21 protein-coding genes are annotated in these 21899 nt (G+C 67.9%); 10 read left to right on the plus strand and 11 right to left on the minus strand.

The genetic code is table 11. The annotated features are described in order from the left end of the window. Positions 1 to 4: 4 nt before the first annotated feature. From tilS to dacB, 3 genes are read right to left on the minus strand one after another with little or no spacing between them, the layout of a single operon-like run. Positions 5 to 1117, minus strand: a complete 1113-nt coding sequence (gene tilS / locus ACWF5H_RS00555) for a tRNA lysidine(34) synthetase TilS (RefSeq protein WP_452034170.1) — start codon at positions 1115 to 1117, stop codon at positions 5 to 7. Next, complete coding sequence (locus tag ACWF5H_RS00560) at positions 1114 to 2286, minus strand: zinc-dependent metalloprotease (RefSeq protein ID WP_452034171.1); 1173 nt, start codon at positions 2284 to 2286, stop codon at positions 1114 to 1116. The genes tilS and ACWF5H_RS00560 overlap by 4 nt, the downstream gene beginning before the upstream one ends. A 57-nt stretch (positions 2287 to 2343) precedes the next feature. Beyond that, positions 2344 to 3756 (minus strand): D-alanyl-D-alanine carboxypeptidase/D-alanyl-D-alanine endopeptidase, encoded by a 1413-nt coding sequence (gene dacB, locus ACWF5H_RS00565; protein WP_452034172.1) that lies wholly within the window; start codon positions 3754 to 3756, stop codon positions 2344 to 2346. A gap of 163 nt (positions 3757 to 3919) precedes the next feature. Here dacB and ACWF5H_RS00570 point away from each other — a divergent pair, with 163 nt between their 5' ends. The 4 genes from ACWF5H_RS00570 to ACWF5H_RS00585 all read left to right on the plus strand — a co-directional run bounded on the left by ACWF5H_RS00570 (position 3920) and on the right by ACWF5H_RS00585 (position 6387). Next, complete coding sequence (locus ACWF5H_RS00570) at positions 3920 to 4444, plus strand: inorganic diphosphatase (RefSeq protein ID WP_364651707.1); 525 nt, start codon at positions 3920 to 3922, stop codon at positions 4442 to 4444. A gap of 142 nt (positions 4445 to 4586) precedes the next feature. Next, entirely contained in the window at positions 4587 to 5213 is a 627-nt protein-coding gene (locus tag ACWF5H_RS00575; RefSeq protein ID WP_364651709.1) for a hypothetical protein, read from the plus strand. 110 nt (positions 5214 to 5323) lie between these two features. Next, positions 5324 to 5749 (plus strand): DUF1761 domain-containing protein, encoded by a 426-nt coding sequence (locus tag ACWF5H_RS00580; protein WP_452034173.1) that lies wholly within the window; start codon positions 5324 to 5326, stop codon positions 5747 to 5749. A 164-nt stretch (positions 5750 to 5913) separates the two neighbouring features. Beyond that, positions 5914 to 6387, plus strand: a complete 474-nt coding sequence (locus ACWF5H_RS00585) for a hypothetical protein (protein WP_452034174.1) — start codon at positions 5914 to 5916, stop codon at positions 6385 to 6387. Between the two features lie 122 nt (positions 6388 to 6509). Here the strand turns inward: ACWF5H_RS00585 and ACWF5H_RS00590 are convergent, their stop codons facing one another. Both ACWF5H_RS00590 and serS read right to left on the minus strand, forming a co-directional pair. Further along, complete coding sequence (locus ACWF5H_RS00590; RefSeq protein WP_364651715.1) at positions 6510 to 7415, minus strand: HAD family hydrolase; 906 nt, start codon at positions 7413 to 7415, stop codon at positions 6510 to 6512. 128 nt (positions 7416 to 7543) lie between these two features. After that, positions 7544 to 8833, minus strand: a complete 1290-nt coding sequence (serS, locus tag ACWF5H_RS00595; protein WP_452034175.1) for a serine--tRNA ligase — start codon at positions 8831 to 8833, stop codon at positions 7544 to 7546. Between the two features lie 99 nt (positions 8834 to 8932). On the opposite strand from serS, the gene ACWF5H_RS00600 reads away from it, so the two are divergent. Beyond that, entirely contained in the window at positions 8933 to 10027 is a 1095-nt protein-coding gene (locus ACWF5H_RS00600) for a diacylglycerol/lipid kinase family protein (RefSeq protein ID WP_452034176.1), read from the plus strand. 45 nt (positions 10028 to 10072) lie between these two features. Here the strand turns inward: ACWF5H_RS00600 and ACWF5H_RS00605 are convergent, their stop codons facing one another. The 3 genes from ACWF5H_RS00605 to ACWF5H_RS00615 all read right to left on the minus strand — a co-directional run bounded on the left by ACWF5H_RS00605 (position 10073) and on the right by ACWF5H_RS00615 (position 11738). After that, positions 10073 to 10402 (minus strand): hypothetical protein, encoded by a 330-nt coding sequence (locus ACWF5H_RS00605; protein ID WP_452034177.1) that lies wholly within the window; start codon positions 10400 to 10402, stop codon positions 10073 to 10075. Between the two features lie 83 nt (positions 10403 to 10485). Beyond that, the gene (pheA, locus tag ACWF5H_RS00610; RefSeq protein ID WP_452034178.1) at positions 10486 to 11412 is read right to left on the minus strand and encodes a prephenate dehydratase; all 927 of its coding nucleotides are present in this window, start codon (positions 11410 to 11412) and stop codon (positions 10486 to 10488) included. Then, entirely contained in the window at positions 11412 to 11738 is a 327-nt protein-coding gene (locus ACWF5H_RS00615) for a rhodanese-like domain-containing protein (protein WP_364651725.1), read from the minus strand. The genes pheA and ACWF5H_RS00615 overlap by 1 nt, the downstream gene beginning before the upstream one ends. Before the next feature lie 130 nt (positions 11739 to 11868). On the opposite strand from ACWF5H_RS00615, the gene ACWF5H_RS00620 reads away from it, so the two are divergent. From ACWF5H_RS00620 to ACWF5H_RS00630, 3 genes are all read left to right on the plus strand, one after another. Continuing rightward, positions 11869 to 12612 (plus strand): Type 1 glutamine amidotransferase-like domain-containing protein, encoded by a 744-nt coding sequence (locus ACWF5H_RS00620; RefSeq protein ID WP_452034179.1) that lies wholly within the window; start codon positions 11869 to 11871, stop codon positions 12610 to 12612. A 73-nt stretch (positions 12613 to 12685) separates the two neighbouring features. Then, positions 12686 to 14068: an amidase gene (locus tag ACWF5H_RS00625; RefSeq protein WP_452034180.1), complete on the plus strand. Its 1383-nt coding sequence runs from the start codon at positions 12686 to 12688 to the stop codon at positions 14066 to 14068. Between the two features lie 195 nt (positions 14069 to 14263). Then, positions 14264 to 15667, plus strand: a complete 1404-nt coding sequence (locus tag ACWF5H_RS00630) for a peptide MFS transporter (protein ID WP_452035291.1) — start codon at positions 14264 to 14266, stop codon at positions 15665 to 15667. A 177-nt stretch (positions 15668 to 15844) separates the two neighbouring features. Here the strand turns inward: ACWF5H_RS00630 and ACWF5H_RS00635 are convergent, their stop codons facing one another. Further along, positions 15845 to 16288 carry a DUF4190 domain-containing protein gene (locus ACWF5H_RS00635; RefSeq protein WP_452034181.1) on the minus strand — a complete coding sequence of 148 codons (444 nt, stop codon included), beginning with the start codon at positions 16286 to 16288 and terminating at the stop codon, positions 15845 to 15847. A gap of 151 nt (positions 16289 to 16439) precedes the next feature. Between ACWF5H_RS00635 and pgm the strand changes: the two genes are divergently transcribed. Continuing rightward, positions 16440 to 18086: a phosphoglucomutase (alpha-D-glucose-1,6-bisphosphate-dependent) gene (pgm, locus tag ACWF5H_RS00640; RefSeq protein WP_452034182.1), complete on the plus strand. Its 1647-nt coding sequence runs from the start codon at positions 16440 to 16442 to the stop codon at positions 18084 to 18086. A 51-nt stretch (positions 18087 to 18137) separates the two neighbouring features. On the opposite strand, the gene ACWF5H_RS00645 is transcribed toward pgm, so the two are convergent. Beyond that, complete coding sequence (locus ACWF5H_RS00645) at positions 18138 to 19526, minus strand: aldehyde dehydrogenase family protein (protein ID WP_452034183.1); 1389 nt, start codon at positions 19524 to 19526, stop codon at positions 18138 to 18140. Further along, on the minus strand, positions 19523 to 20419 hold the full coding sequence (locus tag ACWF5H_RS00650) for an SDR family NAD(P)-dependent oxidoreductase (protein ID WP_452034184.1): 897 nt from the start codon (positions 20417 to 20419) through the stop codon (positions 19523 to 19525). The genes ACWF5H_RS00645 and ACWF5H_RS00650 overlap by 4 nt, the downstream gene beginning before the upstream one ends. Positions 20420 to 20561: 142 nt before the next feature. On the opposite strand from ACWF5H_RS00650, the gene ACWF5H_RS00655 reads away from it, so the two are divergent. After that, positions 20562 to 21875 carry a uracil-xanthine permease family protein gene (locus ACWF5H_RS00655; RefSeq protein ID WP_452034185.1) on the plus strand — a complete coding sequence of 438 codons (1314 nt, stop codon included), beginning with the start codon at positions 20562 to 20564 and terminating at the stop codon, positions 21873 to 21875. Positions 21876 to 21899: the final 24 nt, after the last annotated feature.

The raw sequence follows: 21899 nt of genomic DNA on the forward strand, positions 1-21899 counted from the left end.
GGGTCTAGCGGTCTGACTGACCGGGGCTGCGGCCAGTTGCTCTCAACACAAGATTGCCATAGCCGGTGCCATCTTGGGGAACCGTATTGGCATTGGTCCGCCGGTAGACGCTGACGAATCCGGCCAACTGCACGGGGCCGGCCGATCCGTGGCGGCGCAGCAGCGTTTCGGCCGCCTGCAGCCGTTCGTAACTGGGATTCTCGCCGCCCAGCTCCGCGGCGGCCAAGGCGATCACCCGGTGCTTCATGGCGGCCGGCAGCCGTTCCATGCCGTCGCGCTGCAGCTCCACTCCGTCCGGCGTCACGAGCCGCACCCGGCGGTACGCTTCGGCAGCCTGCTCCTGCAGGTACTCCGCATCCGCGGCCAGGATCTGGGCGGAACGCCACAACGCCTCCGCCACGCCGGGGCCCATTTCCTCCTCCAGGAACGGCATCACCCGGGTGCGGATCCGCGAGCGCATGAAGCGCGGATCCGTGTTGCTGGGGTCGTGCCAGGGCTGCAGCCCGGCCAGGGCACAGACTTCCTCGGTGTCCCGCCGGCGCAGGGCCAAAAACGGACGCAGATAGGGTCCTCGTTTCACCGGCATGCCGGCCAGCGAGCGGGTGCCGGACCCGCGCCCGAGGCCCAGCATGACCTGCTCCGCTTGGTCGTCCAGGGTGTGCCCCAGCAGGACCGCGGCCGCGCCGAATTCCGCCGCCGCGGCATCCAAGGCCGCGTAGCGGGCCGTCCGGGCGGCGGCCTCCGGCCCCATCCCGGCCGATTCCACGCTCACACGGCGGACCTGAACCGGCGCCAGGCCCAGCGATTCGAGCTGCAGCCGCGCCCCCTCGGCCGCCTCGGCACTGCCCGCCTGCAATCCATGGTCTACGACGACGGCTCCCACCCGGTAGGGGCGGATGCCGTTGCGCGCGGGCCGGTTGAAGAATTCGGCCGTGATGGCCAAGGCCAGCGAATCCGGCCCGCCGCTACAGGCCACCAGCAACAGCGGCGCTTCGGCGGAGTCAGCGGTGGCCGGTGCCGGCCCGAACTCTTCCAGCGCCCGGCGCAACTGGTGCCGGACGGCCCCCACCTGCGGATGGAGCCGGGGCTTGCGCCGGCCCGCTGCCACACCGCTCATGCGCGGCTGAGGTCCATGCGGCTGATCCACAGGTCGGGATGGTGGATCTCTTCCTCGGTGGGCAGGTTTTCCGGACGCTCCCACACGGCGTTGAAGCCCTGCATGCCGACTTGCCGGGTCACGGCTCGGACAAACTTGGCGCCGTCGGAGTACTGCCGCGCTTTGGCATCCAGGCCCATGAGCTTGCGGATCCAGTTCTCCAGCGCGCCGCGGCTCTGGCCGCGGGCGTTGAACCGTTGGCGGATGGTCTTCACGGTCGGAACAATCGAGGAGTCCACCGCATCCATCACCACGTTGGCGTGGCCCTCCAGCAGGCTCATCACGGCCGTCAGGTGCGAGAAGACCGCCTTCTCCTCCGGTCCCTGGATCAGCTCCAGGACGGAACCCTTCAGCGACGAACCCGGCGCTCCGCCGTCCTCCTTCCCGCTGTCCTTTGTCGCGGCCAAGGCGGCCTTGACGGCCTGCTGCAGCCGCTCGCCCAGGGTGTCCGATTTTTCCACCAGCGACGACGAGAGCTCGCCGATCTGCTCCATCATGTGGTCGCGCAGCCAGGGCGCCGCAGCGAACTGCACCCGGTGCGTCTGCTCGTGCAGGCAGACCCACAGCCTGAAGTCGGCCGGTACCACATTCAGCTCGCGTTCCACCGTCACGATGTTGGGCGCCACCAGCATCAACCGGCCGGCCGCGGGGCCGCCGGGCAGCAGCGAGCAGAACGGGTCGTACTGGCCCAGCACCTTGCTGGAGAGGAAGGAGAGGATGGCGCCCATCTGAGTGCCGGTGATGGCGCTGCCCACGGCCGTGGTGGCGCTTTTGAGCTGGTCCGGGCGCTTCTCGGCGAGCGCGGTGATGGCGGGGGCCAGCATGACCTCGAAGCTGCGCGCGTTAGCCTTTGACCAGGCCGCGCGGTCGATGATCAGCACCTCGGAATCACGCAGGTCGCGGGCGGCATCCAGCCCGGTGATGCGGTGCACGTGGTCCACCGATTGCTCGGCGAGACGGCGCAGCTCATCCACGGCGGCGCGGATCTCCGCGCCCTTCATCCGTGGGCCGGCCGGGGTCAGTTTGGCTGCCGTGGAGGCGGCCAGTTCCCAGTTGACCAGCCGCGGGGGCGGCCCGGGGGAGGCGCCGGATTCGCTGGGGGTGGGTGCGCTGCTGTCCATGCGTCCCATCAGATCACATCAGCGCCAAGCCGGTCACTACCGGCCGGCCCGCGAATCGGTGCCCGGTCAGCGGCAGCCGCAGCCGGCCAGGACCGTCGCGGCCCGGTCGGCGGCGGCGCGGGCGGCGTCGATCGAACCGTTCAGCCCATTGGCCACAAAGGCGAAGACCAGGAGCCGGCCGTCCGCGCTGGCCACGTAGCCGCTGAGCGACGTCACCGAGTTCAGCGTGCCGGTCTTGGCGCGGACCAGACCGGCGCCGCCGGCATTGGCGTCCAGATACCGTCCGGACAGCGTTCCGGTCAGGCCGGCAATCGGCAGCGAACCGATGCCTGCCCGGAGGTCTGCGTCCTGGGCGGTGGCGATCAGCGTGACCGCAGCGGCCAGTTGGGCGGGACTCACCCGGTTCTTCATCGAGAGTCCGCTGGCATCGGCCAGCACCATCCCCTTCACCGGAATGCCCAGCCGTTCGGCCGCTTCCCGCACGGCCTCGGTGCCGCCGCCGAAGCTGCCCGGTTTCCCCACGGCAACGGCCGTGTTCCGTGCCATGACCTCAGCCAGGTAGTTGTCCGAGTGCTGCATCATGTAGTCCACCTGGTTGGCGACGGGTGCGGACTGCACCTCGGCCAGCACTGTCCCGTCCGCCGGTGCCGCGTCGCGGCCCACCTTCGCCGACACCGTAAAGTCCTTTCCGGCTACGGCCTGGGCCAGCGCATCCCGGAAGGCCGTCCCGGCCAGGCCGGCCGCGTCGGCCACCAGGTCGCCCCCGCCGTCGGCCTGATCCCGCCCGGCGTACATCCCCAGCGGGTAAACCGGGGCAATCTCGCCGTTCTTCACGTCGCCCGGATCCCAGGCGGCGCTGATGGCCGGCCCGGAGTAGAGCGAATCGTCCACCACCACGGTCAGCTCACCCGTGTAATCGCTGGCGGCCAGTTTCCCGGCTGCTTCGGCAGCCAACGTTGCCAGCCCGGCCTCACCCCAGACCGCGCCGGGCCGTGATTCACCGGCCCCGAGCAGGACGTCGCCGCCGCCCACCAAATAAAGGACACCCGGATTGCCGCCGCGCTTGACCGTGGTGCTGAGCCGCCGGTCCGCACCGAGCGATTCCAGCGCGGCGACGGCGGTGAGTGTCTTCAGGTTCGACGCCGGAATCACCGGGTCGGCGGCGCCCTTGTTGTACAGCACCTCGCCGCTGGTTGCGTCGGTGACTGTCCCCGAAAAGCTGCCTGCGCCGTCGAACGCCAGGGCCTTGTCCAGTGCGGGCTTCAGCGCTGCCGGGTCGGGCAAGGGCACCGTGCCGCTCGGTCCCGCAGGCGGCGAAGCCAGTTCGGTGGGGGGCAGCTGCGCCGCCGGCGTGCTGATCACCGGCTGCGGCTCCGGCCACTCGATGGCCTGCGCCAGGTTGAATCCTGCCGGCACTGCCAGCGCGGCGAACACCACCGCCAGCAGCCCTGAGGTGAGCACACGGAAACCACGCCCCATGCTGCCCCTCCCGAGGATTGTGTTTGTTGCTTTTCGCCCCGGCTCAACCCCGATGCCGGGGGGCGAAGGCAAGACCGATATCGTTAAGCGTAGTCGGCGCCGGGCAACGGTTGCACCAGCGGCGCCGAAGCCAAAAGTCTGAACGTCTCCAAGGAGCGAAGCCATGCAGCATGACGTCACCATTGAGATCCCCAAGGGGTCCCGGGTCAAGTACGAAATCGACCACGAAACCCACCGCCTCCGCCTGGACCGGGTGCTGTTCACCTCCATGCAGTACCCCACGCACTACGGCTACTTCGAGGACACGCTGGGCGAAGACGGCGATCCGCTGGACGCCATGGTCATGCTGCAGGACTTCGACCTGCTGCCGGGCGTGCTGGTTGAGTCCCGCCCGATCGCCGTTTTCAACATGACCGACGACGGCGGCGGCGACGCCAAGGTGCTGTGCGTCCCGGCCGACAAGCGCTTCGACCACATCCAGGAGCTCTCCGATGTGCCGGAGTTCCTGGTCAAGGAGATCGAGCACTTCTTCACCCGTTACAAGGACCTGGAGCCGGGCAAGTGGGTCAAGGCCGAGGGCTGGGCTGACCGCGCCGCTGCCGAAGCCGAGCTGGAAGCCTCGATCCAGCGCTTTGCCGCGCAGGGCGAGGACTCGGCCGCCGATGAGCCGCAGGGCCGCGACGTCTGACTGACACTGCCGCAGGGAATCTGCGGGAACAACGACGGCGGTCCGGGCCTTGGAGGTCCGGACCGCCTGCCGTTAAGGCGCACCGGACACGCCATCAACCGAAATCGGTTGTTCCCGTCGATGTGGGGGCAATACTGGTGCCATGTATGTGCTCACCATCAACCAGCGCGATTCCCGCGAGGTGGGCGACCTGGTGCCCGAGCTGATCAAATCGCTGCGCCACCTGCCGGCAGCCATCCCGTTCCAGCGCTCCGTCGGCGACGAGGCCATCGGCGCGGTCGCGGAGGCGTCCACGGCCATCGACGCCGCGCTGATCGCGTTGCGCAGCCGGCGCTGGCACGTGGGCGTCGGCGTGGGTGAACTGCGGCTGCCGCTTCCATCGGAGATCAAGGACGCCGAAGGATACGGGCTGGTCTACGCGCGCCGCGCCGTGAACCGGGCGCAGAAAACCGGCGAGCGCGTCCCGCTGGCCGTCTCCGGCCCGGACGCGGACGTCGCCGCGGAAGCAGAGGCCGTCTTGCGGCTGATCGGCCAGATTGTCGCCACCCGCACCGACGCGGAGTGGAAGGTCCTGGACCTGATGACGCCGGGAGCGCGTGGCCAGCAGAAGTTCATTGCCGACGAGTTGGGCATTACCAGCCAGGCCGTAAGCAAGGCCGTGGTCCGGTCGCACTGGGTGGAGGAATGGGCCTGCCGGCCGGCAGCAGCCCGGCTGCTGGACCTGGCCTACGGGCCACGGTCCCTGCCGGCCGCCGCATTGCCCTACTGACCGGCCGCCCTGACCGGCCGCGCGTGCACCGCAACAGCGCCTGCGGCGCTTAGACTCCGTAAAAGAATGCCGCGGCTCCCGTCTGTGGCGTGGAACAAAGGAGTGCACAAATGGTCCCCGAAATTAACGTCTGGGCGGTCATCGTGGCCACCATTTCCACCATGGTCGTCGGGTCCATCTGGTACACACCGAAGGTCTTCGGTAACTACTGGATGAAGGTCGCCAAGGTCAGCCCCGGCGAAGGCAAGAACGCCGTGCGCCCCATCATCATCACCCTCATTGTCAGCTTCATCAGTGCTTGGGTGCTGGCTGGCTCGGCTGCGATTGCGCAGGACTTCTACGGCGGCAACTTCCTCTGGAACACCGTGCTGACCGCCGTGATCCTGTGGGCCGGCTTTACCGCGGCCCGGTTTGTCACCCATGACGCCTTCGAGGGGCGCCCGGCCGGACTGACCGTGCTGAACATCGTGCACGAGTTGGTCACCTTCCTGGTCATGGCCCTGATCATCGGCCTCTTCGGGATCAGCGCAGCCTGACGCCCGCCGATGGGCCTTCCCGCACCCGCGGGGTGGTGCCCTCTGTCCTCCGCCATCCAGGGCGAAATCGTTATAGGCCCGGCGTCAGCCGGAAGGCATACGGGCCGCTCAGGCTGGGAGAATTGATCAATCGATTCACCACACCAGCTTGAGAGGCCCCACCAATGATCGACGCACTGCAAGACTTCACCGCTTCGCTACCCACCGTCCTGCAGTGGGTAGGTGTGGTCTTCGCCGCCGCGATCCCCTTCGTCGAGTCCTACTTCGGATCGGTGATCGGCGTCCTCGCCGGCATCAACCCCGTGATCGCGGTCGCCGCAGCCATTGTGGGCAACGTCGTCTCGATGTTGGTCTTCGTGCTCAGCGCCCACAACATGCGTGCCAAGGTTGTCAGCGGCAAGGAGTCCCGGGTGCCCTCGCCCCGCCGCGAGAAATTGCGGAAGCAGTTCGACAAGTACGGGGTGGCCGGCGTGAGCCTGCTGGGCCAGACGATCTTGCCCAGCCAGATCACCTCCGCGGCGATGGTCTCCTTTGGAGCGTCCAGGAACGCGGTGATCCTCTGGCAGATCGTCTCGATCACACTCTGGGGGGCCGCCTTCGGCATCCTCGCCAGCCTGGGCGTCTCGCTGGTCGGCTAACCCCCAAGCCGGGCAAAGCCGGGGCTTTCCGAGGGCGGGCAAAGCCGGGCGCGACCAAGAACGTCGTGCCCGGTGCTGCGGCACCGGGCACGTCAGTCCAGCAGGGTCAGTTCGAGCCGTTATCAGTCCAGCAGGCTGAGCAGGATGGGGGCCGCGCCGTCTTCCTCCACCGTTCCGGTGACCTCGTGGGCGGCGGCGATGACCTCTTCGGGCGCCTGTCCCATGGCCACCCCGCGGGCGGCCCAGTCCAGCATTTCAATGTCGTTGCGGCCGTCGCCCATGGCCACCGTGTGCGACGGCTCAATGTCCAGCTTTCGGCGCAGCGCTTCCAGTGCGCTGGCCTTGGTGACGCCATTGGCGGCGATGTCCAGCCAGGCGGTCCAACCCACTGAGTAGGTCACTCCCTTGAGCCCGGCGGTATCGATGGCTGCCTTGAACTCCTCGGGTGTGTTTTCGGCGCTGGATACCACCACGCGCACGGCCGTGGATTCCAGCAGTGTCTCGAAGTCCACCCCCTTGGCTTCGATGCCGAAGCTGGCGTCCTGGAAGCGCTCGGTGGCCAGGAAGTTGCCTTCTTCGTCCTCCAGCGCGAACTTTGCGGTCGGCAGTTTCGAGCGCATCACGCGCAGGGCCGGGCCGGGATTGAACGTCACTCGGTCTTCCACCTCGTAGCCGGCGTCCAGCGAGGTGTCGATCCGCAGGGTGACACCGCCGTTAGAGCAGACCGCGTACCCCTTGGTCATACCGATCAACTCGATGATCGGCAGCGTCGCATTCAGCGACCGCCCGGTGGACACGACCACCTCGTGGCCGGCGTCGACGACGGCGCGGGCCGCTTCGCGCACCGCGTCGCTCATGTGGCCGTCATGGTTGACCAGGGTGCCGTCCACGTCCAAGGCCACCAGCTTGCGGGCCCCGTTCTCGACGAAGTTCTTCCGCCGGGCCGCACTGGACTGATCTGTCTTGTTTTTCGCTGCTATCCGCTGGTCGTCGATGCCAGCGTGAGCTTTATCAGCTGTAGTTGTCATCCACCTAGTGAAGCATGACCAAGCTACGGACCGGTAGGGAGTTTTCTACGGGCGAATGACACCCCGGTGAACGGATGGGGAACTGCAACGCACGCCACCGGCCCGAGATCTGGCCGCGGAGGCGGTTCTCAGCCGAGGACCGGCAGGACTTCCATGCCGCCCAAGTAGGGCTGCAGGGCGGCGGGTACGTTCACCGAGCCATCGGCGTTCTGGTGGTGTTCCAGGATGGCCACGATCCAGCGCGTGGTGGCCAGCGTTCCGTTCAGCGTGGCGACCGCCCGCGTGCCCTTCCGTTCGCCCTCTGCCGAGACCTGGCGTTCGCGGATGTTCAGCCGGCGGGCCTGGAAGGTGGTGCAGTTGGAGGTGGAGGTCAGCTCCCGGTAGGCCTGCTGGGTGGGCACCCACGCTTCGCAGTCGAACTTGCGGGCCGCGCTCATGCCGAGGTCTCCGGCGGCGGTATCGATCACCCGGTAGGGCAGTTCCACCTTCGCCAGCATTTCCTCTTCCCAAGCCAGCAGCCGTGCGTGCTCGTCGGCGGCTTCCTCGACCGGGCAGTAGATGAACATTTCCAGCTTGTTGAACTGGTGCACCCGAATGATGCCCCGGGTGTCCTTGCCGGCTGCACCGGCTTCCCGGCGGTAGCAGGAGCTCCAGCCGGCATAGCGGGTCGGGCCGGCGGAGAGGTCCAGGATCTCGTCCGCGTGGTAGCCCGCCAAAGCCACCTCCGACGTGCCCGTCAGGTACAGGTTGTCGCGCTCCAGGCGGTAGATCTCGTCGTCGTGCTCAACGTCGAAGCCGGTGCCCTGCATTGTTTCCGGGCGAACCAGCGTGGGGGTGATCATCGGGATGAAGCCATTGGACACGGCCTGGTCCAGCGCCATGTTCATCAGCGCGATCTCCAGCCGGGCGCCCACTCCCTTGAGGAAGTAGAAGCGGGAACCGGAGACCTTGGCCCCGCGTTCCATGTCGATGGCGCCGATCAGTTCGCCGATGGCCAGGTGGTCCCTCGGCTCGAAGCCGTCCGGACCAAAATCGCGGGGCTTGCCGACCGTCTTGACCACGTTGAAGTCTTCTTCGCCGCCGGCGGGAACACCGTCCTCAATCCGGTTGGGGATGCTGCGCAGCAGCGACTCCTGCTGGTTCTGCGCGGCGTCCGATGCCGCCTGCGCCTCCTTGACCGATGCCGCCAGTTCCTTGACCTGCGCCAGCAGCGCAGCCTTCTCCTCGCCCTTGGCCTGCGCCACCTTCTTGCCGAAGACGTTCTGTTCGGCACGCAGTCCCTCGTACCGGTTGATCGCTTCCCGGCGTGCCACGTCGGCGGCGATGACGGCATCGACGACGGACTCGTCGGCGCCCCGGGCGCGCTGGGAGGCACGGAAGATCTCTGGATTGGCGCGGAGTTCGTTTACATCGATCACTTGCTAAGGGTACCCAAAAAGGCCTTCCGCCCTCGATCCGGTCCCCCCGGCTCTGCCTCCGGTCCCGCGGGCCGCCCTCGGTGCGGCGCTGGATAAGCTATGAGCACGATGCCTGCCGAATGGATACTTGCCCTCACCGTGGCCGCAGCGGCGGCCGCCTTTGTGGTGATCTGGCTGGGCGTCCGCCGGGCCTCCCGGCGCCGGCTGGGAGCCGGGCCCGCCGATCCCGCGCCGGCTGATGTCCTGCCCGACCAGCGCGTGGTGTTCATCCTGAACCCGGTGAAGAATGGGGCGGCCGAGGCCCGCCGCCAAGTGGAGGCGGCCTGCGCGGCCGCCGGCTGGAGTGCTCCGCTGGTCTTGGAAACCACCCCGGACGACCCGGGCCATGGGCAGGCAAAACGGGCCCTGGAGGAGCGGGCCGACGTCGTTATTGCCGGCGGCGGGGACGGCACCATCCGGGTGGTTGCCTCGGAATTATCCGGCACCCAGGTGCCGATGGGAGTGCTTCCGCTGGGCACCGGAAACCTGCTGGCGCGGAACCTGGGCCTGGAACCCAGTGCCCTGCAGGCCAACATCAACGTGGCGCTGCACGGTGTGATCCGGAAGATCGATACCGCGGACATCACATTGGAGAACGAGGCCACGGGGATGCGCGTCGAGGACAGTTTCCTGGTGATCGCAGGCATCGGGGTGGATGCGGACGTGCTGGCCGACACCCGGGACGACCTCAAACGCCGGTTCGGCTGGGTGGCTTACTCGGAAGCCGGTGTCCGCCATCTGGCGGGTCAGCGCAAGCGGGTCATGGTCAGCATCGACGGCGGCCCCGCCCAGCCCCGCAAGGTGCGCAGCATCCTGCTGGCCAACTGCGGGAAGCTTCCGGCGGGAATCGATTTCATCCCCACCGCGGAAATTGACGACGGCGAAATAGACATCGTGGTGCTCAGCCCGCGCAGCGTGGTCGGCTGGCTGTGGATCGCTGCCAAGACCCTGGTCCGGCACGCTGCGCCGATTCCGGTGATCGAATACCACCGCGGACGGACGGTCCGGATTACCGCGCACGACCCGATGGGCACCCAGCTGGACGGCGACCCCTCGGGGCCGGTCACGTCGCTGACCGTTGAGGTCAGGCCCCGGTCGCTGGCGGTACGAACGGAGTCGATCCCCTCCGCCGACAGCGCCCGCCCCGCCGCATAGACGGGTGCAGCCGCTGCCGGCACGGGGGAGATCAAACCGGGCGGCTTAGGTGTCGTCGCCGCCGGCATTCAGCGGATCGTCGCTGGCGTCGGCCTCGTCGGTGTCGTGAAGCTCTTCGCCCGGAATGTCGATAGGCTGCTCGTCCGCTTCGAGGGCCGGGATCTCGGCGTCCGGCTGCTGCAGGTCTTCCTCCGCGGGAACCGGGAATTCGCCGGCCGCCTGCTGGTTGATCAACTGCTGCTCCTCGGCGAAGCGCAGGTCATTTCCCTGGTCCCCGAGGTCACCGGCGCGGTTCTCGCTGGCGGTCTGGTTCAGCGCTTCCTCCGGGGTCGGCTCCCCATCCTGGTACTGGTCCCTATCGTTGTGCTGTGTCATGCTGCTCCGATCTGTGGTCCCGAGGTCAGTTTTCCTCAGCATACTGACCATAACAACCAGCGGATACCCCCGGCCGCCGGTGTTCAGCGGGCCTGCAGCAGTTCCCTGACCCAGCCGTCGGCCCGCAGGAACGCTTCGTCCTGGTTGCTGCGCGGGACCGCGTGGCCGCGGCGGTCGGCGCGAGGATAGGAGCCCAGGAACCTCAGCCCCGGGCTGAGCCGGTGCAGCCCGCGCACCGCGTCCGCCACGCGCTCCTCAGCCAGATGCCCCTCCGCGTCCAGGCTGAAGAAATAGTCGCCGAGGAACTGCCCGGTTGGCCGGGATTCGATCCTGCTCAGGTTGACGCCCCGGCTGGACAACTGCTCCAGGATCGCCACCAGCGCCCCCGGGTGGTCTTGTGGCAGCGGCACCACAAGCGTGGTTTTATCCGCTCCGGTCGGCGCGGGCAGAACTCCGGGCCGGCTCACCAGAATGAAGCGGGTGACGGCGTCGGGAATGTCTCCGATGTCGTCCGCGAGAACCTGCAGGCCACGTTGCTGGGCGACCAGCGGCGAGCAGATCGCGGCCTGGTGGCCGGGCGCCGGGTCCAACAGCCCCACCCCGGCCGCGGCGGTGGACGACGCCGGAAGATATTCCGCCTGCGGAATGTTTTCGCTGCACCAGGTGCGGCACTGGGCCCACGCATGCGGATGGGTGGAGACCACGGAGATCCCATGGCGCTCCGTCCCGGGCCGGACGGCCAGTACAAACCGGATGGGCACCAGCTGTTCGCCGATGATCTGCAGCGGTTCGCCGCCCGCGATCGCGTCCAACGTGGCGCTGACGCCGCCCTCGACCGAGTTCTCGATCGGAACCATCGCCGCGCTGGCTTCGCCCGAGCGGACCGCGTCCAGGGCGGCCTCCACGTTCGACGCCGGGATCCGAGGCACGGCCTCGGCCCCGGGGACCTGGAGCAGGGCAGCTTCGGTAAAGGTGCCCTCCGGCCCCAGGAAGGTGTAGACGCTGGTCATTACTGGACCCGGGGCTCCTGCCCGTTCTCCGACACGATGGGCTTGCCCGCATCGAGCCAGGCCCCCATGCCGCCGTGGATGTTGACGGCGGAATATCCGTTCGAGTTCAGCCATTCCGTGGCCCGGAAGGAGCGGCCGCCGCTGCGGCACACCACGTGCAGGTCCACGTCCGGATCCAGCTCCTCCAGGCGCACCGGCAATTCGTTAAGCGGGATATGCACCGCGCCGGCGATGTGCCCGGCTTCCCATTCATAGTCCTCGCGCACGTCCAGAATGGTGGCGTCGCCGCCTACGCTGTTGACGTCCACGTTCTCGACATCGCTCATGGCAACCTCCGCAATCCGCGGCAGCCACTGCTGCCGCTGATGATTTCTTTAGCACGCGTCCCGGCAATTCGGCCGCATCACAAGCCTATAGTGGGATCGTCCGCTGCACCTTAACGAGACAGGGGTACCCATGGCCGCAGACCAGCCGACCATCCTGGCCACGTCCGGAGGTTTCAAAGCCGGAGTGCGCAGCCGGATCGCGTTCAACCACCTGGTAAACCACGCCGTCGAACTGTCAGGGGCCACCGGGCGGGCGCCGCGGCTGACCCACTTGGGCACGGCAGGCGGCGACCAGCGCTGGTTCCAGGCCGAACTGGACGAGGCAGCCCGCGCGGCCGGCTATGATCTGAGCCATCTGAACCTGTTCACCATGCCGAACGTACCCGACATCGAAGAGCACCTGCTCGGCCAGGATGTGGTGTGGGTGGGAGGCGGTTCGGTGGCGAACCTGCTGGCCGTGTGGCGGGTGCACGGACTGGATACCATTTTCCGGCGCGTCTGGCAGGCCGGCGTGGTGCTGGCGGGCGTCTCCGCTGGCTCCATCTGCTGGTTCCGCGGCGGCACCACCGACTCCTTCGGTCCCGAACTGCGGCCGGTCACCAACGGCCTGGCGCTGCTGCCCTATGACAACGGCGTCCACTACGACTCGGAACCACAGCGCCGGCCGCTGGTGCACCGACTGGTGGCGGACGGCATCCTGGGCGAAACACATTGCACCGACGACGGCGTGGGGCTGGTCTACCACGGCATCGAGTTGGCGGGGGCGGTGAGCGAGACCGAAGGGAAGCTGGCCTACCGGGTGACCGCCCAGGCCGGCGACGGGCCCGAAGCCATCGCCGTCGAGGAGCCGATCGAAGCCCGCTTCCTCGGCTGAACGGGACAGGCTGCCCGCAGCGGGACACAGGGGGATTGGCCCGCACCACCGCCCGGGGCTACAGTTACGGGCGATGACTGCATTGCATGATTTGACGGCGGTTGCCCAGCGCGACGCCGTGGCCCGCGGCGAACTGTCGGCCCGGGAACTGACGGACCACTATCTCCGCCGGATCGAGGCGCTTAATCCGCGGCTCGGCGCCTTCATCACGGTCGGCGCCGACCAGGCGCTCAAGCAGGCGCGCGCCGCGGACGACCACCAGGCCCGCGGCGGGACGCTGGGCCGGCTGCACGGACTTCCGTTGGCGTACAAGGACCTCACCGACGTGGCCGGCCTCCCGACAACGCACGGCAGCGCCGCGCTGGATCACCGGCCGGCGCTGGCGAACCACCCCCTGGTCGAGGTGCTCGAATCCGCCGGCAGCATCACCCTGGGCAAGACCCAGGTGCCGGAATTCGGCCTGACCTCCTACAGCGAGAACCGCGTGGCGCCTCCGGCCCGCAACCCGCTGGATCCTACACTGAGCCCGGGCGGTTCCTCCGGCGGCAGCGCCGCGGCCGTCGCCGCGGGCATGCTGCCGTTCGCGCCGGGCTCCGACGGCGGCGGCTCGGTGCGGATCCCCGCGGCCGCCACCGGGCTGGTGGGGCTCAAACCCGGGCGCGGCCGGCTGCCCGCCGGCACTACCGGCGACGACGCCGGCCAGCTGGTGGTGGCGGGCCCCTTGGCCCGCACCGTAGCCGACGCGGGCCTGCTCATGGACGCCATGGCCGACGAACCCTCGGCCCGGGCGGCCTCCGGCGCTGAACCGGATTTCCTCGGCGCCGCTCGCCGCGCCGAAGGCCGCTTCCGGATCGGTGTGAGCACCGACTCCCCGTTCGAGTCCGCCTACCCGCTCTCGCTGGAGCCGGAGGCGAGCCAAGCACTGGAGACGGCCCTGGAGTTGCTGCAGGGGCTGGGCCACGATCTGGCGGACGCTGAGGTCCGCTACGACAACCGCTACCCGGACGCCTTCGCCACAGTATGGACCGCCGGCCTGGCCCGGCTGGAGCTGCCGGCCGGGCGCGAAGCGCAACTCATGCCGCTCACCCGGGCCTTCCGGCGCCGCGCCATGAAGCGCACACCCCAGGCGCTGGCGGAGGCTTTGTCCGTGCTTGCGCGCTTCCAGGACGACACCCGGGCGCAGTTCGGCCGCTACGACCTGATGCTCACGCCGGCGCTGGCTCAAACGCCGCGGCCGGTGGGCTGGTACACCTCCACCCGCGCGGACGTTGACTACATGCGCCAATGCCAATATTCGCCGTTCACATCAATGGTCAACGTCTGCGGCCTGCCCGCCATTGCCGTGCCGGTCAGCAGCACCGAAGAGGGCTTGTCCATGGGGGTCCAGCTGATCGGCAAGCCGGGCTCCGAGGGCGCACTGCTGGCCGTTGCCGCCCAGCTGGAGAACGTCCGCTGACTCGCCGGAGAACCCCGCGCTGACCTGCGGAAACGCATTAGCACCCGCGCCTGCGCGCGGCAAGGATATGACAATGCGTGTCGCTGAGTGTCAGAATTGAACACCGTGAGCAATACCGTGCAGTCCGGGAATCCGCAGCCGGAACAAGCTATAAAGTCCAGTCAGACCGGCAAAACATTCTTCGGGCATCCGCGGATGCTGGCCAATCTTTTCTCCGTAGAACTCTGGGAGCGTTTCTCCTTCTACGGCATGCAGGGCATCCTGCTCTACTACATGTACTACTCGGTCGCCGAGGGCGGCCTGGGGATCGACGAAGGCATCGCCACCGGCCTGGTGGGCGCCTACGGCGGCGGCGTTTACCTCTCCTCCATCCTGGGCGCGTGGGTTGCCGACCGCATCCTGGGTTCCGAGAAGGTTCTCTTCTTCACCGGCATCATGGTGATGCTGGGGCACATCGCGCTGGCCGTGCTTCCGGGCGGCGTGGGACTGGCCGTCGGCCTTGTCCTGGTGGCCATCGGCTCCGGCGGCCTGAAGGCCACCGCCAGCTCGCTGGTCGGCTCGCTGTACAGCCTGAAGGACGACCGCCGCGATGCCGGCTTCTCCATTTTCTACATGGGCGTGAACATCGGCGGCCTGTTCGGCCCGCTGCTCACCGGCCTGGCCCAGGTGCAGCTTGGCTTCCACTACGGCTTCGGCCTGGCCGCGCTGGGCATGGCAATCGGCCTCACCCAGTACGCGCTGACCCGCAAGAACCTCCCCGAGGCCTCGCACCACGTGGCCAACCCGCTGCCGCGCGGCAACTACGGCAAGGTCGCCGCCGTGGCCGTGGCCAGCGTCGTCGTGATTGTGCTGCTGGTGGCGTTCGGCTTTGTCACCGCCGAAAACCTTGCCCCGATCATGGCCTGGCTGGCGATCATCGCCGCCGTCGTGTACTTCGTGGTGATCCTCTCCAGCAAGCAGGTGGACGGCGTGGAGCGCAAGCGGGTGTACGCCTTCATCCCGCTGTTTATCGCCTCCGCCGCGTTCTGGGCGCTGTTCCAGCAGCAGTTCACCGTGGTGGCGCTGTACGCGGACAAACAGCTGGACCGCTCGCTGGGCGGCTGGGAAATGCCGGCCAGCTGGGTGCAGTCCATCAACCCGGTCTTCATCATCATCTTCGCAGGCATCTTTGCCGCAGTATGGACCAAGCTCGGCCCGAAGCAGCCCAGCTCGCCGATGAAGTTCGCTCTGGGCCTGGTGGTCATGGGCCTGGCGTTCCTGGCCTTCATTCCGCTGGCCGGCGGCGGCGCCAACTCCACCCCGCTGCTGGCGATGGTCGGCATCCTGTTCCTGTTCACGATGGCGGAGCTGTTCCTCTCCCCCACCGGCTCCTCGGTCTCCACCAAGTTGGCCCCGAAGGCATTCCAGACCCAGATGGTGGCGCTGTTCCTGCTGTCCATCTCGCTGGGCACCACGCTGGCCGGCATCCTGGCCGGCTACTACGACCCGACCAATGAAGCCCCGTACTTCGGCTTCATCGGCGTGGTGGCGATCATCCTGGGCGTCGGCCTGGCCGCCGCCGTGCCGTCGCTGAAGAAGCTGATGGGCGGCATCCGCTAACAACGGGTCTTAAGCACGACGGCGATGCCCGGGTGAGGATTGGATCCTCACCCGGGCATCGCCGTCGTTAGCGGCGTCTTACTCATCCACTATTCAGCTCCGGCCCTTCTGAGCGTTCAGAAGGGCCGGAGCTGAATAGTCAATGGCGGAAGTGGGCCAGCGGGTGGGCTGGGCGGGTTAGATGCTGCCGAGGACGCCGATGAAGATCAGCAGGCACCAGATGCCGGTCACCGCGTAACCCATGATCAGGCCGGCCAGCGCCAGGCTGCGCGCGGCCGGTTCCTTGCCCAGCGCGATGTGACCGAACACGATGGCCAGGATCTGCGGGACGAACATGAATCCGAACGTCACCACGGAGACGATGCCCAGCACCAGCGCCGCAATGCTCAGGCCCTTCGGCTGGGCCTGCGGCGTGTAATACATCGGCTGGTTGTAGTCCGGGCCGCCGTAGGGCTGCTGGCCTGCATACGGCTGGGCGCCGGGGCCGGGCTGGTAGGCGTACGGATGGGGGGCGTCGGGCAGCGCCGGCGGCTGCGGCATGGCCTGGCCCGCGTTCGGATCCGTGTACCAGCCCGGATGCTTCGGGTCGTTGAAGGGCGGCCTGTTTTCCGTGCCGGACATGCTCTGGATTCCCCCTGGGGTGGTTTCGCCGCTGGGCGCAGCTGTTATGCGGGTGCCCCTCCAGTCTAGGCGCGGCCCCGGATCTGCCGGTGTGGCGGCGGATACGTCACGGACCGCTACGGATCCCCGGGTTTTTTGGCATGCTTGTGGCATGGCAAACCGTGCGGGCACCGTAGCCCTCCCCAGCGACCTTGTAGACCTGACCGCGCTGCGGGACGCCTACTTCGACATCAAGCCGGATCCGGCCGACCCCGCCCATCGCGTGGCCTTCGGCACCTCCGGGCACCGCGGCTCCAGCCTGAAGGCCTCCTTCAACGAGGACCACATCGCCGCCATCACCCAGGCGATCGTGGAGTACCGCGCCGGCCAGGGGATTGCCGGCCCGCTGTTCGTCGGCAAAGACACGCATTCTCTGTCCGATCCGGCCCAGGACACCGCCCTGGAAGTCCTGGCCGGGAACGGCGTCACCGTGCTGGTCGACGCCCGCACCGGCTGGACTCCGACGCCGGCCATCAGCCACGCCATCCTGACCCACAACGCCGCCCATCCCGATGCCCAGGGCGACGGGATCGTGATCACCCCCTCGCACAATCCGCCCGGCGACGGCGGCTTCAAGTACAACCCGCCGCATGGCGGCCCCGCGGACTCGGACGCCACGGGCTGGATCGCCGCCCGCGCCAATGAGCTGCTGGAAGGCGGCCTGCGCGGGGTGAAGCGGATGACGCTGGGGCAGGCGCAGTTCTCCGGTGCGGTGGGAACCTACGATTTCCTCGGCGCCTACGTGGACGACCTGCCCCAGGTGCTGGATCTGGATGCCATCCGCAACGCCGGCGTGCGGATCGGCGCGGACCCGATGGGCGGGGCCTCTGTGGATTACTGGGGTGCCATCGCCGAGCGGCACCGGCTGGACCTGACGGTGGTCAACCCGACGGTGGACCCGCAGTGGGCGTTCATGACGCTGGACTGGGACGAGAAGATCCGGATGGACTGTTCCTCGCCGTCGGCCATGGCGTCGCTGATCAACGCGGTGCGCGGCGGCGGTGCCGCCTATGACATTGCCACCGGGAACGACGCCGATGCTGACCGGCACGGGATCGTCACCCCCGACGCCGGGCTGATGAACCCGAACCACTACCTGGCCGTGGCCATCGACTACCTCTACACGCACCGGCCGGATTGGCCGGCCGGTGCTGCGGTGGGCAAGACGCTGGTCTCCTCCTCGATGATCGACCGGGTGGCGGCCGGCCTGGGCCGGCGGCTGGTGGAAGTGCCGGTGGGCTTCAAATGGTTCGTGCCCGGCCTGCTCTCCGGCGAGGGCGTCTTTGGCGGCGAGGAGTCTGCCGGGGCCTCGTTTGTCCGCTTCGACGGCAAGCCGTGGTCCACCGACAAGGACGGCATCCTGCTGGCGCTGCTGGCTTCCGAAATCAGCGCCGTCACCGGGAAATCGCCGTCAGAACTCTACGGCGGGCTGACCGCAAAGTTCGGATCGCCGTCGTACGCCCGCATCGACGCCGCAGCGACCCGGGAGCAGAAGGCCGCACTGGCCAAGCTGTCCGCCGCGGACGTGGCCGCCACGGAGCTGGCCGGCGAGCCCATCACCGCCAAGCTGACCGAAGCGCCGGGCAACGGCGCGGCCATCGGCGGCCTCAAGGTCACCACCGAAAACGCCTGGTTTGCAGCGCGGCCCTCCGGCACCGAGGACGTGTACAAGATCTATGCCGAATCGTTCCGCGGGTCGGAGCATCTGGTGCAGGTGCAGGCAGAAGCCAAGGCGATTGTGGACGCCGTCATCGCCTAGCGGCATGACCTTGCCCCCTCCGCGCCGGCGGAGGGGGTCGTGGGCACCGGCCTAGAGCAGGCGGCGGAGGATCCGGGTCTTGGCCGCGCTGTACCGGGGGTAGGCAACACGCAGCGTGTCCAGCAGCGTCCCCTTGGAAAAGACCGGGCGGAGCTGGCTGAACGTATCGAAGGAGTGTTTGCCGTGGTAGGCGCCCATTCCGCTGGCGCCAGCGCCTCCGAAGGGCAGCTCCGGCACGGCCAGCTGGATGGTGCTGGCGTTGTGACTGATGCTCCCGGCCCGGATCCCGTGCTCGAAGCGGCGCTGCTCGGCATCGGAGGATGAATACAGATAGGCGGCCAGCGGTGCCGGCCGGGAGTTGATGAAGCTCATCGCCTCGCCAAGGTCTGCAACGGTCAGGACGGGCAGGATCGGTCCGAAGATCTCCTCCTGCATCACTGCAGCGTCCGGGGAGACCTTGGTCAGCACGGTGGGTTCGATGTACAGCTGCTCCCGGTCGGTCCGCCCGCCGGACGCCACCGTACCGTCCGCCAGGTAGGACGCCAGCCTATCGAAGTGGCCTTCGTTCACTATCCGGCCGAAGTCCGCGCTCTTGGCCGGGTCTTCGCCGAACATCTCGCGGACGGCCCTACCGAGCTGCTTCACCAGCGACGGCGCCAACGCTTCGGTTGTCAGGACATAGTCCGGCGCGACGCAGGTTTGGCCCGCGTTCAGCAGCTTCCCATAGACCAGTCGGCGCGCGGCGGCGCGCAGATTGCCGCCCATCACGACGGCGGGGGACTTGCCGCCCAGCTCGAGGGTCACCGGGGTCAGGTGCTCGGCTGCAGCGCGCAGGACCACCTTGCCCACCTGTTCCCCGCCGGTGAAGAAGATGTGGTCGAAGCGTTCGGCAAGCAGCGCCGTGGACTCCTCCCGCCCGCCTTGCACCACCGTGACCGCCTCGGGATCCAAGTATGCGGGCAGCAGTCGCGCCAAGGTCCGGGACGTGGCCGGCGCCAGTTCGCTGGGCTTGAGTACAGCCGCGTTGCCCGCCGCCAGGGCCCCGGCCAGCGGTGCCAGGAGCAGCTGGACCGGGTAGTTCCACGGCGCGATGATGAGCACCACACCCAGCGGCTGCGGTTCGGTCCGCGCCGACGCCGGCAGCAAGCCCAGCGGGACCGGCACCCGGCGGCTGCGGGTCCACTCGCCAAGGTGTTTGAGCGCGTGTCCGGCTTCGGACCGGACGATCGAGATTTCGGTCAGGTAGCTTTCCAGCGCATTCTTGCCGAGGTCAGCCTGCAGCGCGGCGCTAAGTTCGGCTTCGCCTTCGGTCAGCAGCCGGACCAAGGCTTGCAGTTGTCCACGCCGCCACGCCAGCGGGCGTGTCCTGCCCGAATCATAGATTTTCCGGACCGCTGCAACCGTGTCTGCTACGGCAGGGGCGTCGGTTCGCACGCTCACGCGGTGGTTCCGCTTCCGCTGGTTCGGGAGGGGCCGCCGTTGGCAGCGGGCGCAGCGTCTGGCCTCGGAGTCGGCCGTCCGGTGAAGTGGTCCATTGACTGGTAGACCTTGAAGACCCGCCCGGCCACAACGTCCCAGATGGGCTGGGGCAGAAGCCCGCGCAGCGCGCTGCCAAGCGGCACCGTCCAGGGAAGCTGCACCCGTGCTTTGCCCTCCATCAGCGCCGTCCAGGCCCTGTGGACGACGTATTCGGGTTCCATCAGCGGCGTGAGCAGCGGCCCGCGCGCTCCTTCGAACATCCCGGTTTTGATGTAGCTGGGGATGAGCGTGGTCACCCGAACATGGCCGTGGCCTGCCTCCTCCAGTTCCAAGCGGACGGAATCGCTCCAGCCGATCACGGCCCATTTGGACGCGGTGTAGACGCTCATCTTGGGTACCGCGAGCGTGCCGGAGGCCGAGGCGACGTTGAGGATGCGGGCCGGCGTGGGCCGTTCGATCATCCGGGGCAGGAAGGACCGGGTAACGTGCATGGGCGCCAGCGTATTGACCTGCATCACGGCGTCGATATCCGCGTCCGTGTGGTCCCAGAAGTACTTGCCGCGCACAATGCCGGCGTTGTTGATCAGAACATCGGGCACATCCGCGTCGGACATTGTTGCCGTGGCCGCCTGGGTTACCTCCTCGAGCGAGGACACATCGAGCGCATAGGTGTGGATCCTGGAGCCGCCCAGGGACTGGAGTTCTGCGGCAGTAGCCGCCAAGGCTTTGGCGTCGCGGTCCCAGAGGATGACGGCCTTGGCACCCTCGCTCACCGCGCGTTCCGCATACAGCCGGCCCATTCCCATGGCTCCGCCGGTGATGAGTACAGTCCGTTCGCTTACTGAAATGCCCACGTTCATCCGTTCGTTCCGGGCCGCCGTGCAGCCATCCGATCTGCCGCTAAAATATGTGCGGGCATGCTGTCGGCCGCGACAAGCTACCCACCGGTAACATTCTGCACGAATCATTCCCCCCTTGTCGTTAGAAGGCACACGCATGAGCAGGCTGGGCACAGACTGGAAAATCCACGGAGATGGCAGGACCATCAAGCCCGGCAGCTTCGTCGCTCCCGATGAGCGCCTCACGTGGCCACGCACCATCGGCATTGGTGCCCAGCATGTGATCGCCATGTTCGGCGCCACTTTCCTGGTTCCGCTGCTGACCGGGTTTCCGCCGGCCACCACGTTGCTTTTCTCCGGCGTCGGCACCATCCTGTTCCTGCTGATCACGGCCGGCCGTATCCCCAGCTACCTGGGCTCCAGCTTCGCGTTCATTGCTCCGATCAGCGCCGCCATGAACCAGCACGGCATGGGCGGAGCGCTCGGCGGCCTGATTATGGCGGGCGCGGTGCTCTTCCTGATCGGCCTCATCGTGCACAAGGCCGGCACGCATTGGATCCATATAGTGATGCCGCCGGTGGTGACCGGTGCCATCGTGGCGCTGATCGGACTCAACCTGGCACCGACAGCCAAGGCCAACTTCGAGAAGGGGCCGGTGACGGCGCTCATCACGGTCGTGGCAATCCTGCTGGCCACCGTGCTGTTCCGCGGACTGCTGGGCCGGCTCTCGATCCTGGTGGGCGTACTGGTCGGTTATCTGGCGGCCGTCCTGCGCGGAGAGGTGGACTTCTCCGCGATCAATGACGCTGATTGGTTCGGGCTGCCGCAATTCCATGCCCCGGAGTTCCACATCTCCGTGATCGGCCTGTTCGTCCCCGTGGTCTTGGTGCTGGTGGCTGAGAACATCGGCCACGTGAAGTCCGTGTCGGCGATGACCGGCCAGGACCTTGACCCGGTGACCGGCCGCGCGCTGATGGCCGACGGCCTGGCCACCGTGCTGGCGGGCAGCGGCGGCGGGTCCGGTACCACCACCTACGCCGAGAACATCGGCGTGATGGCAGCGTCCAAGGTCTACTCCACGGCCGCCTACTGGGTGGCAGGCATCGTCGCCATCCTGCTCAGCCTGTTCCCGAAGTTCGGCGCCGCCATCGCCACCGTTCCGGTGGGGGTCCTGGGCGGTGCCGGCGTGGTGCTCTACGGCATGATCGGCATCCTCGGTGTACGGATCTGGGTGCAGAACAGGGTGAACTTTGCGAACCCGATCAACCTCTCCGTGGCCGGAGTATCCCTGGTGGTCGGCATTGCCAACTTCACCTGGACGGTTGGCGAGCTCACGTTCGAAGGCATCGCGCTGGGCACCGCAGCCGCACTGATCATCTTCCACGGCATGAGTTTGGTGTCCCGCTGGCGCGGCACCGAGCCGGTGGATTCGGCCGAAGACGAAGGCGTCAAGCCCTCCAAGCTCGGCTGACCACCCGCCGCTGGCGCGGCCAAC

It is taken from the genome of Arthrobacter sp. NPDC055138 (assembly GCF_053607305.1).